At 58.7% G+C, this 12,342-nt stretch carries 12 protein-coding genes; 7 read left to right on the top strand and 5 right to left on the bottom strand.

What is annotated here, in order from left to right:
• Window positions 1-28 precede the first annotated feature (28 nt).
• Entirely contained in the window at window positions 29-568 is a 540-nt protein-coding gene (locus IB144_RS16675; RefSeq protein ID WP_002900781.1) for a glycine zipper 2TM domain-containing protein, read from the top strand.
• Window positions 569-625: 57 nt separating this feature from the next.
• Here the strand turns inward: IB144_RS16675 and IB144_RS16670 are convergent, their stop codons facing one another.
• Window positions 626-2,815 carry a TonB-dependent siderophore receptor gene (locus IB144_RS16670; protein WP_004150817.1) on the bottom strand — a complete coding sequence of 730 codons (2,190 nt, stop codon included), beginning with the start codon at window positions 2,813-2,815 and terminating at the stop codon, window positions 626-628.
• Between the two features lie 68 nt (window positions 2,816-2,883).
• Here IB144_RS16670 and IB144_RS16665 point away from each other — a divergent pair, with 68 nt between their 5' ends.
• Window positions 2,884-3,006 carry a hypothetical protein gene (locus IB144_RS16665; protein ID WP_188006557.1) on the top strand — a complete coding sequence of 41 codons (123 nt, stop codon included), beginning with the start codon at window positions 2,884-2,886 and terminating at the stop codon, window positions 3,004-3,006.
• A gap of 52 nt (window positions 3,007-3,058) precedes the next feature.
• Here the strand turns inward: IB144_RS16665 and IB144_RS16660 are convergent, their stop codons facing one another.
• Window positions 3,059-3,694, bottom strand: a complete 636-nt coding sequence (locus IB144_RS16660) for a TetR/AcrR family transcriptional regulator (RefSeq protein ID WP_004140640.1) — start codon at window positions 3,692-3,694, stop codon at window positions 3,059-3,061.
• Window positions 3,691-3,846: a hypothetical protein gene (locus tag IB144_RS16655; protein ID WP_004147941.1), complete on the bottom strand. Its 156-nt coding sequence runs from the start codon at window positions 3,844-3,846 to the stop codon at window positions 3,691-3,693. Before IB144_RS16655 ends, IB144_RS16660 begins: the two co-directional genes overlap by 4 nt.
• A gap of 97 nt (window positions 3,847-3,943) precedes the next feature.
• Here IB144_RS16655 and bhsA point away from each other — a divergent pair, with 97 nt between their 5' ends.
• Window positions 3,944-4,201, top strand: coding sequence for a multiple stress resistance protein BhsA (gene bhsA / locus IB144_RS16650; protein ID WP_002900788.1), 258 nt, complete (start codon window positions 3,944-3,946; stop codon window positions 4,199-4,201).
• 128 nt (window positions 4,202-4,329) lie between these two features.
• On the opposite strand, the gene IB144_RS16645 is transcribed toward bhsA, so the two are convergent.
• Window positions 4,330-5,289, bottom strand: a complete 960-nt coding sequence (locus IB144_RS16645; protein WP_002900790.1) for a L,D-transpeptidase family protein — start codon at window positions 5,287-5,289, stop codon at window positions 4,330-4,332.
• Window positions 5,290-5,452: 163 nt separating this feature from the next.
• On the bottom strand, window positions 5,453-8,899 hold the full coding sequence (gene mfd / locus IB144_RS16640) for a transcription-repair coupling factor (RefSeq protein ID WP_020325001.1): 3,447 nt from the start codon (window positions 8,897-8,899) through the stop codon (window positions 5,453-5,455).
• A 39-nt stretch (window positions 8,900-8,938) separates the two neighbouring features.
• Between mfd and IB144_RS16635 the strand changes: the two genes are divergently transcribed.
• The 4 genes from IB144_RS16635 (at window position 8,939) to lolE (ending at window position 12,341) form a co-directional block, all read left to right on the top strand.
• Window positions 8,939-9,070, top strand: a complete 132-nt coding sequence (locus IB144_RS16635; RefSeq protein WP_004140630.1) for a hypothetical protein — start codon at window positions 8,939-8,941, stop codon at window positions 9,068-9,070.
• Window positions 9,071-9,203: 133 nt separating this feature from the next.
• Entirely contained in the window at window positions 9,204-10,403 is a 1,200-nt protein-coding gene (gene lolC / locus IB144_RS16630) for a lipoprotein-releasing ABC transporter permease subunit LolC (protein ID WP_004176566.1), read from the top strand.
• Entirely contained in the window at window positions 10,396-11,097 is a 702-nt protein-coding gene (gene lolD, locus IB144_RS16625) for a lipoprotein-releasing ABC transporter ATP-binding protein LolD (protein ID WP_002900798.1), read from the top strand. Before lolC ends, lolD begins: the two co-directional genes overlap by 8 nt.
• Window positions 11,097-12,341 carry a lipoprotein-releasing ABC transporter permease subunit LolE gene (gene lolE, locus IB144_RS16620; RefSeq protein ID WP_002900801.1) on the top strand — a complete coding sequence of 415 codons (1,245 nt, stop codon included), beginning with the start codon at window positions 11,097-11,099 and terminating at the stop codon, window positions 12,339-12,341. The genes lolD and lolE overlap by 1 nt, the downstream gene beginning before the upstream one ends.
• The last annotated feature ends 1 nt before the right edge of the window (window position 12,342 follow it).

Raw genomic sequence — 12,342 nt, 5'->3', positions numbered from 1 at the left:
TATCAACAGCAACAAAGGAGGAACTCCCGTGAATAAATCTATGTTGGCGGGTATAGGGATAGGCGTGGCTGCCGCGCTGGGCGTTGCAGCTGTCGCTGGTCTCAACGTGTTGGATCGCGGCCCGCAGTATGCGCAAGTGGTCTCCAGTACACCGATTAAAGAAACCGTGAAAACGCCGCGTCAGGAATGCCGCAATGTCACGGTGACTCATCGTCGTCCGGTACAGGATGAAAACCGCATCGCCGGTTCGGTGCTGGGCGCGGTGGCGGGCGGGGTGATTGGCCACCAGTTTGGCGGCGGTCACGGACGCAGCGTGGCGACGGTCGTAGGTGCGCTGGGCGGCGGCTATGCAGGCAACCAGATCCAGGGCGCGATGCAGGACAACGATACCTACACCACCACCCAGCAGCGCTGCAAAACGGTGTATGACAAATCCGATAAAATGCTCGGCTACGATGTGACCTATAAGATAGGCGATCAGCAGGGGAAAATCCGCATGGATCACGATCCCGGCAGCCAGATCCCGCTGGACAACAACGGCCAGCTGGTCCTGAACAACAAAATCTAAAAACAGATTTGTGTAGTGATTAGCCCCTCAATCGCTCAGGCTGAGGGGCTTTTTTTATCAGAAGGTTAAGGCGTAGTTCAGACCAAAGGTGCGGCCACGACCTTTGTACTCATACAGCGATGAACTGCCGTAGGTTGGGCTGTAGAGCAGCGGCGCGCGCTGGCCCCAGATAGTGACATAGTCTTCGTTAAGCAGGTTTTCGATACTGAAGGTCAGTTTCCCCACCGGCAGCGCGTAACTACCGATAAAATCGACGGTGTTATAGCCTTCCAGCTTGTTACCGGCGGCATCGCTGAGGTCAAATACCTGCTGACTCTGCACGCGCAGGCTCCACGGATCCGGCGCCCAGCCCACCCAGGCGGTGGCTTTAGACGGCGAGGCGAGGGTGACGTCCCATTTTTGCCAGCGGCCGTCGGTCTGCACCTGGGATTTCAGCACGTTGAAGTTACCGCCGACGCTCCAGTCGCTATCCGGAATAAAGTAGTCGACCGCCCCCTCAACGCCGTAAATACGCCGTTTGTCGGACTGAACGTCGATGGTCATGTCGGTGCGGTTGACGACAATGGTCTTATCCGAGGTCGAGTAGTAGGCCGCCAGCTGGGTGCGCAGGTTATCGCCGGTGTAGCGCCAGCCCAGCTCGTACGAGTTAACTTTGATCCCCTGCAGCGGCGAGTCATCGACGTTGACGCTGGAGATCAGCGGCAGATGACCATTCACCGCAGCGCCATATTTACCGATGCCATAGTATTTACCAGGGTCCGGTAGCTCGACGCCCTGCGAGAAGTTAAACCAGGTTTGTTGACGCTCGGTCAGGTGGGCCACGATCCCGGCGTTAAACAGGAAGTTATCGTAATCGGTTTTGCCGCCTTTGATGGCGTCGGCGGAGCGCGCTTTGCCGTTGGCGATATCCTGCTGCTGGGCGTAGCCGACAAAGTCGTCGACCCGGTTTTCGGTCCACTGGTAGCGTACCCCGCCGCTGACGGTAAAGATATCGTTCAGATCGTAGCTGGACTGCAGGAATGGCGCGACATTGGAAATACTGTATCCCGGGTAGCGGCCGGTAGTGTAGATCGATTCGTTGTGCAACCCGCCGGAGGCCATCGATTGTGGCAGATCGAAGAACATCTGGTTGGCATTAAAGGTCTCATGATCGGCGTCGAGACCCCAGGTGAGATCCCACCCCGCCAGCGGTTGACTGTTGAGGGTCAGCTTGGCCCCATACTGATCGGTATCCTGCTGCGACGAGGAGAAGCTACTGACCTGACCTTTCGTGAGCGTCGGGAACGGATAGAAGGTGAGGGACTCATCGCGATAGTACACCTGGCTCACCAGATTTTGGCCGAAAAAGTCGGCATCGGAGTACTGGAGGCTGATCAGATGGCGTTCGGTGCCGGGGATACGGTCGGAATTGAGCCCATCGGTGGTATACGCTTTGCCGCCGCTGGTGACCGCGGACATGTTCTTCCCGAGCCACAGACCGTAGTCATCATCGCCCTGGCTTTTATAATACTGGGTGACCAACTGCAGCTGGCGGTTATCATCGATCTCAATCGTCCCCGTCCCCATCACGTCGAGGCGGTCAGAGTGCTGGAGCCCCGTTTGGGTATTATCGAGGATCAGCGCATCGTTATTGCCGTCGTACCAGCCGCCGAAACGCTGATAGGCTACCGACAAGCGGCCGGATGCGTGGTCTGTTCCGCCGCTGACGGCCGCCGCGACGCGCTCATCATGATCGTTGCTGTTCGCAAAACCGCTCTTGCTGCCCACCTCGAGATCGACCTGACGATCCTGCTGCCCCTTTTTGGTAACGATGTTGATAAGCCCGCCGGTACTGCCCCCGCCGTACAGCGAGGTCGCTCCGGAGATCACTTCGATATGTTCGATGTTGAATGGATCGATGGCGTCGAGCTGGCGGCTGTCGGTGCGTGAGGAGTTGAGTCGGACGCCGTCAATCAGCACGACGATCGCGCGCCCGCGCATGTTCATCCCGTAGTTGGTCCGCCCCTGGCTGCTGACGTCGATGCCGGGGATCAGCTGCGCCAGCACGTCTTTGAACTCTTTCCCGCCCTGGACCTGCTGCTCAATCTCCTGGCCCTCAATGACCCAGGTGGTTTGGGCCATTTCGGCCACGGTGCGATGGGTGCGGTTTGCGCTAACGATGATGCTGTCTTCATCAGACTGAGCCGCCAGCGCAGGCAGCGTGCTGGCCAGCAGCAGAGGGTGGAGCACCCAGAGGCGCTTTTTCATATCCATTCCTTTTATGAGCAAGTTGCTTTGTCGTTGTTATGGGCCGGCGTCGGCCGGTATTCGTTACAATGCGAAACATCTGGAAAAACTCAAAAAAGGATTTTGCACATAATGAATATCTCAATCAATATCATTTGCGTTTATCTTGCGCGAGAAAAGGTAATAAAAATCAATCTATTTTGTGGGGATAAAGCCAACAGGAGAGCGGATCCGGCGGCAGAATACCGCCGGAAGCAGGGCGCATCAGGACTCGAGGACCTGCGGCCAGAGACGGAGAGTGGTGTCGGTGATTTGCATCAGCTTGTCGAAATCCGCGCCTTCCCGGGCGCTAATCGACATCCCCTGCAGAACGCAGTTAAGAAATTGCGCCAGCTGCGCGACATCGCGGCCCGCGGGCAGTTCGCCCTGCGCCTGCCGCTGCTGCAGAAACTGGGTTAGCGCCTGCTCCTGCATCGCATGGCGGGATTTGATGGTATTGGCGATATCCGTCGAGGAGGCGGCCAGCGCGGCGGAGGTATTGATGATAAAGCAGCCGGCCGGCGTCTCTTTGCTGGTAAAGCAGGTGGCGACCGCCGTGAAGTAGTCACGCAACGCGCGATCGACGGATTTTCCCTCGGCAAACAGCACGGCTTCGTGCTTCGCGGCAAAGCGCGAAATGTAACGATCCAACACTGCGCGGAATAGGCCTTCTTTATTCACAAATTCCGCATACAGGGTGGGGGCTTTTGCTCCTGTCGCCTCGACCAGATCGGCGAGCGAGGTCGCCTCATAGCCGTGCTGCCAGAAGAGTGTCATGGCTTTGTCCAGCGCCGCATCCCTGTCGAACACCTTCGGTCGGCCACGGCTTTTTTTGGCGCAACTTTGAACGTCAGTTGTCATGGTGCCGTTGTACCTATGTTGGTTTGGTGAAAGGCCATTATAAAAATAAACGATCGCCGGGGCCAGCGCTGTCGGTTTAAAAATAAATAATTCATATATGTATGAAATTTAAGCATTTTATAAATAGTTAAACGATCGTTATAAAAATGCATTGACGTGTGACATAGATCACATTATTATTTACCTATCGATCGTTAAGTTAATGCTTGCGACCCTACTATAAAATTCATCTGCACAGGTATAATAATCATGAAAACCGTTAATACTCTGGCTATTGCCGCCGTTTTAAGTTCCCTTTCTTTCGCCAGCTTTGCCGCTGTAGAGGTGCAGTCCACCCCTGCAGGACAGCATAAAGTAGGCACCATCTCTGCTTCTGCCGGGACTAACCTGGGCTCGCTGGAAGACCAGCTGGCGCAGAAAGCGGATGAGATGGGCGCCACCTCATACCGTATTACTTCGGTAACCGGTCCGAATACCCTTCACGGTACCGCCGTTATCTACAAGTAAGCCCGATGCGTCGCTGCCCGGCCCCCTTCACCGGACGGCGATGAGTAAGACCCTGTTGTACCCCTGTTTGACCCTTGCCAACAAAAAACCCGCCATCAGGCGGGTTTTTTGTTTTATGCAGCGTAAGACTACAGCGACTGCGGTCCAGGTTCAGCATGACGGGTGACGTCAATCGGCATGCCCGAGCGGTAATTCATCGCGCGCTCCATTACCGTCCCGTCGGTCTGCGGCGCCTGTTTGAACGCAGTCATGGCCGCATTAAGCGTAATGGGCAGGGTCTGCGGGTCGTCATCGATATGCTCAGACAGCGGCTGATGGACCTCAACCAGACGGCGGCCATCCGGCTCAACCGACGCCTTGATCGGCGTGTTGATAATGTTCACCTTCGTGCCCGGCGAGATAGTGTTGTACAGCGCCTTGATATCGTTATCGCGCAGACGAATGCAGCCGGAACTGACGCGCATACCGATGCCGAAATCGGCATTGGTGCCGTGCAGGAGATAGACTCCGCCATAGGCGGCGAGGCGGATGGCGTGATGGCCCATCGGATTGTCAGGACCAGCAGGCACTACCGCCGGCAGCTCAATCCCCATAGCCTTGTAGCGCGCGCGAATGTTGGCGGTAGGTGTCCAGGTCGGATTGGCCCGTTTGTCGGACACGGTTGTGACCATCGTCGGTGTGATGGTGGTTCCGCCCAGCTGGCCGATGCCGATTGGGTAGACGGTCACTTCATTTTTGCCCGGCGGGTAATAGTAGAGGCGCAGTTCGGCGAGGTTTATCACCAGCCCTTCGCGCGGCGCATCGGGCAGCAGCGTCTGCAGGGGGATGGTCAGCACGCTGCCGGCGCGCGGAACATAGGGGTCAACCCCGGGATTGGCCTGCAGCAGGGCCAGGAAGCCGACATTGTACTTCTTGGCAATCGCTTCCAGCGAACCGCCGTCATCCTGTACCACATGAAACTGATTCTGACCCACCAGCCGGCTGCCCGGCGGGGGAAGGGGCCAGGTGTTAGCGCGCGCGGGGAGGGCCAGCGCGGCGACTAACGCGACTAGCGTCAGCCAAAGCGTCACGGGGAAACGGTTTCTCATTACCATAACTCCAAAATATGTAAGTGGTTATTTTTATACGAAAAGCAGATGAGATTATGGCGTGAGTCTGTGTGGGGAAATCCAGGCGGATTGCAAAATGTTTGTAAAGATTGCCAGATATGTGGGAAGGGAGATACGGCAGCGGGGCCGTATCTCCTGCCAGTCAGGCGACGGCGTTCTCTTCCAGCTGGCGCATAAACTGGCGAACCCAGTCCATCCGCGTTTTACGCTCCTCCAGGTCCTGCATGAACTTCAGGCGCGTCGGCCCGTCCAGGCGGAAGTGCTGGGGCTGCTTCTGCAGCAGGCCGATCAGCCACACCGGATTGACGTTGTTTTTCTCGTTAAATTCGATCACGCCGCCTTTTTCGTTGCTTTCCAGTTTGCGGATCCCCAGTTTCTGCGCCTGCTGACGCAGACGGGCGATATCCAGCAGGTTGCGGGCGGCATCGGGCAGGCGGCCAAAACGATCGATCAGCTCGACTTTGATCTCCTCCAGATCCTGTTCGTTTTTGGCGCTGGCAATGCGCTTATAGAATGACAGGCGCGTATTGACGTCAGGGATGAAATCATCAGGCAGCAGGGAAGGCATGCGCAGTTCAACCTCCGTCTGCTGACTGGTGAGATCTTCCAGCGAGGGTTCACGCCCGGCTTTCAACGCATCGACTGCGTTCTCCAGCAACTCCATATACAGGGAGAAACCGATGGTTTCCATCTGACCGCTCTGATCTTCCCCAAGCAGTTCCCCGGCCCCGCGAATCTCCAGATCGTGGGTTGCCAGCGCAAAGCCGGCGCCGAGATCTTCCAGCGACGCAATGGCCTCGAGGCGCTTTTGCGCATCGGTGGTCATCGCTTTCGGATGCGGCGTCAGCAGCCAGGCATAGGCCTGGTGATGCGAACGGCCAACGCGGCCGCGCAGCTGGTGCAGCTGGGCGAGGCCAAAATGGTCGGCGCGTTCGATGATGATGGTGTTGGCGGTGGGAATGTCGATCCCGGTCTCGATGATGGTGGTGCACACCAGCACATTGAAGCGTTGGTGATGGAAGTCATTCATCACCCGCTCCAGTTCGCGCTCCCTCATCTGACCGTGACCGATGGCGATCCGCGCCTCCGGCACCAGCTCCGCCAGCTTGTCGGCGGCTTTCTGGATGTTCTCAACGTCATTAAACAGATAGTAGACCTGGCCGCCGCGCAGCGTTTCGCGCAGGATCGCCTCGCGCACCACCAGGGCGTCATATTCGCGAACGAAGGTCTTCACCGCCAGGCGTCGCGCCGGCGGCGTGGCGATGATCGACAGATCGCGCATCCCGCTCATCGCCATGTTCAGCGTCCGCGGGATCGGCGTGGCGGTGAGGGTCAGAATATCGACATCGGCGCGCATCGCTTTGATGCGCTCTTTATGCCGCACGCCAAACCGGTGCTCTTCGTCGACGATCAGCAGCCCGAGATCGCGCAGCTTCACCTCGCTCTGCAGCAGCTTGTGGGTGCCGATCAAGATATCGATTTTGCCTTCTGCGGCCTGCTCGAGGATCTGCGCCTGCTCTTTAGCGCTGCGGAAGCGGGAGAGCATTTCGATGCGTACCGGCCAGTTGGCGAAACGATCGCGGAAATTGTCATAGTGCTGTTGAGCCAGCAGGGTGGTCGGCACCAGCACCGCCACCTGCTTGTGGTTCTCCACGGCGAGGAAGGCGGCGCGCATGGCCACTTCGGTCTTGCCGAAGCCCACATCGCCGCATACCAGGCGGTCCATGGCCAGCGGCTGGCACATATCGCTGAGGACGGCGTTGATCGCCTGCGCCTGATCCGGCGTGGTTTCAAATGGGAAACCGTCGCAGAACAGCTGATACTGTTCGCGGTCGTGTTTAAAGGCAAAACCCGCCTTCGCCGCGCGCTGGGCGTAGATATCCAGCAGCTCGGCCGCCACGTCGCGTACTTTCTCAGCCGCTTTTTGTCGCGCCCGGGTCCAGGCATCGCCGCCCAGCTTGTGCAGGGGGGCGTTTTCTTCCGCCCCGCCGGCGTAGCGGCTGATAAGATGCAGGGACGATACCGGAACGTATAGCTTGGCATCGTTGGCGTAGGTCAGCATCAGATATTCGCCGGTGATGCCGCCGGCTTCCAGGGTAGTCATGCCCGCGTAGCGGCCCACGCCGTGTTCCAGGTGAACGACCGGCTGGCCGATATGCAGTTCGGCGAGGTTGCGAATCAGAGTGTCAGGGTTAATGGTGCGTCGCGAATCCTGACGACGGCGCGCCACCCGCTCGCCGAGCAGGTCGCTCTCGCAAATCAGCGCCAGGCCGCGCTGGCTGTCGATAAACCCGTGCTCAGCAGCGCCAATCATCAGATAGCGGCCGTTGCCGGTGGCTTCCTCCAGACGCAGCACATGTTTTGGCGCAACTTTAATCCGCGCCAGCATTTCGCTCAGCGCTTCACGGCGGCCTTCGCTTTCCACCGAGAAGATCACCGGACCGGTAAAGGACTCGAGGAAGCGGCGCAGATTATCCAGCGGCGCTTTGTTCTGCGCCTGGACGGCGAGGTCCGGCAGCGTCTGGTAGCCCAGATTAGTATTCGCCGCTTTGTCCGCCAGACGTTCGGTTTTCAGCTGCACGCGCGGCCATTTTTTCAGTTCGCTGAATAGCTCATCGCTGCGCAGCCACAGCAGCTCAGGCGGCAGGAGCGGGCGCATCGGGTCGACGCCGCGGTTTTCAAAGCGGGCGCGGGCTTCATTCTGGAATCGCTCCGCGCTGGCCTCGAGATCGCCGGTGTTGACGATCAGCGTGCTGGCCGGGAAATAGCTGAATAACGGCGGCAGCGGCTCGCTGAAGAACAGCGGTTGCCAGTATTCGATACCGGCAGGTAGCGTCCCTTTACTGACCTGCTGATAGATGTGCTCGGCATCGCGCTTCACCTCAAAGCGGTCGCGCCACTGGCTGCGGAACAGCTCAATAGCGGTCTGGTCGGTGGGGAACTCGTGCGCCGGCAGCAGGTTAATGGCCGCCACTTCCTCCAGCGTGCGCTGGCTGTCAACGTCGAACAGGCGCAGGCTGTCGATTTCATCGTCAAAGAAATCAAGGCGGTAGGGCTGATCGCTACCCATCGGGAACAGGTCGAGCAGCGCGCCGCGGGTAGCATATTCGCCGTGCTCCATCACCTGATCGACATGGCGGTAGCCGGCCCCCTCCAGCTGATCGCGCAGCGCATCACGCGACAGGCGCTGGCCCTTTTTCATCACCAGCGCGTGGCCGTGAAGGAAGCTGTGCGGACAGACGCGCTGCATCAGGGTGCTGACCGGGACGATCAGTACGCCGCGCTGCATGGTGGGTAACTGGTAAAGGGTGGCAAGACGGGAGGAGATGATGTCCTGATGCGGCGAGAAGCTGTCGTAAGGGAGCGTTTCCCAGTCCGCCAGCCCCATCACCATGCTGTCGGTGAACTGCCTGATCTCGTCGTTCAGACGCAGCGCGTTTTGCATGTCAGGCGCCACCAGCACCACCGGGCCCTTGTGGCGTTCGGCCATCTCCGCCACCAGGGTGGCGCAGGCTGCGCCGGTCAACTCGCCAAGCTGGCGCTGGTCACCGGCTTTGACCGGCAATGAGTATCGATATTGTTCAGGCATAGACGGTTTCATGATCTCTTAGGGATTCGCTCTGCCGATATGGAGGGCAACTCGCTGATATTCAATAGTGAGATTATCCGCGATTGGTCTGGATTCGCCAACCCGAATTGCCATCGCGTATTGGGTGAAGAAAGGTCAGCGCTGTCGATAAGCGTAAAGATAAATAAGTAAGTACTTATCTATCCGTTTGTATTTACTTGGTTTTTAGGATTATTGCTAATAAAGTCGTCATGTATCAGTCGTTTACGCTGCCTCTAATCGCTTATATACTCGGGCATCGGCTATCAGCAACCAGATGGATGACATGTACCAACCTGCCGCACTCTTTATCGGCCTACGCTATATGCGCGGGCGCGCAGCCGACCGCTTCGGTCGTTTCGTCTCCTGGCTCTCAACTATCGGTATTACGCTTGGCGTAATGGCGCTGGTGACAGTCCTGTCGGTGATGAACGGCTTTGAACGCGAGCTGCAAAACAACATCCTGGGGCTGATGCCACAGGCCATTCTTAGCGCCAAACAGGGTTCGGTGAACCCTCAGCAACTGCCGGAGCGCGAAGCGAAACTTAATGGGGTAACCCGCGTAGCGCCGATCACCACCGGCGACGTGGTGCTGCAGAGCGCGCGCAGCGTGGCGGTGGGGGTTATGCTGGGCATTGATCCGGCGCAGAACGATCCCCTGACTCCATACCTGGTGAACGTCAAACAGAGCGATCTGCAGGCGGGCAAATATAACGTTATTCTCGGCGAGCAGCTGGCGGGCCAGCTGGGGGTTAATCGCGGCGATAAAATTCGCGTGATGGTTCCTTCCGCGAGTCAGTTTACGCCGATGGGCCGCGTGCCGAGCCAGCGTCTGTTCACGGTCATCGGCACCTTCGCCGCCAACAGCGAAGTCGATGGCTATCAGATGCTGACCAACATCGACGACGCCTCCCGTCTGATGCGCTATCCGCTGGGGAATATCACCGGCTGGCGCCTGTGGCTGGATAAACCGCTGCAGGTCGACACCCTGAGTCAACAGACGCTGCCGCCGGGAACTCAGTGGCAGGACTGGCGCGAGCGCAAGGGCGAACTGTTCCAGGCGGTGCGCATGGAGAAAAATATGATGGGCCTGCTGCTGAGCCTGATCGTCGCCGTCGCGGCCTTCAACATTATTACCTCGCTGGGGATGATGGTGATGGAGAAGCAGGGCGAAGTGGCGATCCTCCAGACCCAAGGGCTGACGCCGCGGCAGATTATGGCCGTCTTTATGGTGCAGGGGGCCAGCGCCGGGATCGTCGGCGCGCTGCTGGGAGCGGTGCTTGGCGCCCTGTTGGCCAGCCAGCTGAATAATTTAATGCCGATCATCGGCGCCTTCCTTGACGGCGCGGCGCTGCCGGTGGCGATTGAGCCGCTGCAGGTCATTGTTATCGCCCTGGTGGCGATGGTGCTGGCCCTGTTGTCTACGTTGTACCCTTCCTGGCGCGCTGCCGCCACCCAACCCGCTGAGGCTTTACGTTATGAATAAGATCCTGCTGCAATGCGACAACCTGTGCAAACGCTATCAGGAAGGCAATGTGCAAACCGATGTCCTGCACAATGTCAGCTTCAGCATTGGTGAAGGCGAGATGATGGCTATCGTCGGCACCTCCGGCTCTGGCAAAAGTACGCTGCTGCATCTGCTCGGCGGCCTGGATACGCCCACCTCTGGCGACGTGATTTTCTCCGGTCAGCCGATGAGCAAGCTATCCACCGCCGCGCGCGCCGACCTGCGTAACCGCGAGCTGGGCTTTATCTATCAGTTCCACCATCTGCTGCCGGACTTTAGCGCACTGGAAAACGTGGCGATGCCGCTGCTGATTGGCAAAAAGAAGCCGGCGGATATTGAACGCCAGGCGAAAGCGATGCTGCAGGCGGTCGGGCTTGAACACCGCAGCCATCACCGTCCGTCGGAGCTCTCCGGCGGCGAGCGCCAGCGGGTGGCGATTGCCCGCGCGCTGGTGAATAAACCGCGGCTGGTGCTGGCGGACGAGCCAACCGGTAACCTCGACGCTCGCAACGCCGACAGCATCTTCCAGCTGCTGGGCGAACTGAACGTCGCGCAGCGCACCGCGTTTCTGGTGGTGACCCACGACCTGCAGCTGGCGAAGCGCATGAGCCGCCAGCTGGAGATGCGCGATGGCCGTCTGACCGCCGACCTGACCCTGATGGGGGCCGAGTAATGGCGTCTCCGTTATCGTTACTGATTGCATTGCGTTTCAGCCGCGGCCGGCGGCGCGGCGGCATGGTGTCGCTGATCTCGGTGATCTCCACCATCGGCATTGCGCTGGGGGTGGCGGTGCTGATCGTCGGCCTCAGCGCGATGAACGGCTTTGAGCGCGAGCTGAATAACCGCGTGCTGGCGGTGGTACCGCACGGCGAAATCGAACCCGTGAATCAGCCGTGGAATAACTGGCAGGAAGCGCTGGCGAAGGTGCAGAAGGTGAAGGGGATTGTCGCGGCAGCACCCTATATTAACTTCACCGGCCTGGTGGAGAGCGGCAGCAATATGCGCGCCATCCAGGTGAAAGGCGTCGACCCGCAGCAGGAGAGCCAGCTCAGCGCGCTGCCTACCTTTGTGCAGAATAACGCGTGGGCCGGATTCAAGGCTGGCGAACAGCAGGTGATCCTGGGCAAAGGGGTCGCCGATGCCCTGCACGTGAAGCAGGGGGACTGGGTGTCGATCATGATCCCTAATGCCGACGCCGACCATCAGCTGCTGCAGCCAAAACGCGTCAGGCTGCATGTGACCGGAATTTTACAGCTGAGCGGCCAGCTCGATCATAGTTTTGCCATGATCCCGATGCAGGATGCGCAGCAGTACCTGGAGATGGGCAGCAGCGTGACCGGCATCGCCATCAAGGTCACCGACGTTTTCCATGCTAACAAGCTGGTACGCGACGCCGGCGAGGTGACCAACAGCTACGTCTACATCAAGAGCTGGATCGGCACCTATGGCTATATGTATCGCGACATCCAGATGATCCGCGCCATTATGTACCTGGCGATGGTGCTGGTGATCGGCGTGGCTTGCTTTAACATCGTCTCGACGCTGGTGATGGCGGTCAAAGACAAAAGCGGCGATATTGCGGTGCTGCGCACGCTTGGCGCAAAAGACGGCTTAATTCGCGCGATTTTCGTGTGGTATGGTTTATTAGCCGGATCGGTAGGCAGCCTGTTTGGGGTGGTGATCGGCGTGATCTGCGCGTTGAACCTGACGTCGATCATCAACGGCATCGAATACCTGATTGGGCATAAATTCCTCTCCGGCGACATCTATTTTATTGACTTCCTGCCGTCAGAATTGCACTGGCTGGACGTCTTTTATGTGCTGGTGACAGCACTGTTGCTGAGTTTGCTGGCCAGCTGGTATCCCGCCCGCCGCGCCAGCCGCATCGACCCGGCGAGGGTGCTGAGTGGCCAGTAAT

It is taken from the genome of Klebsiella sp. K4, assembly GCF_014596785.2.
Classification (GTDB): Bacteria; Pseudomonadota; Gammaproteobacteria; order Enterobacterales; family Enterobacteriaceae; genus Klebsiella; species Klebsiella pneumoniae.
The sequence above is the reverse complement of the archived record's forward strand: the minus strand, read 5'-3'. Positions and strand labels throughout refer to the sequence as shown.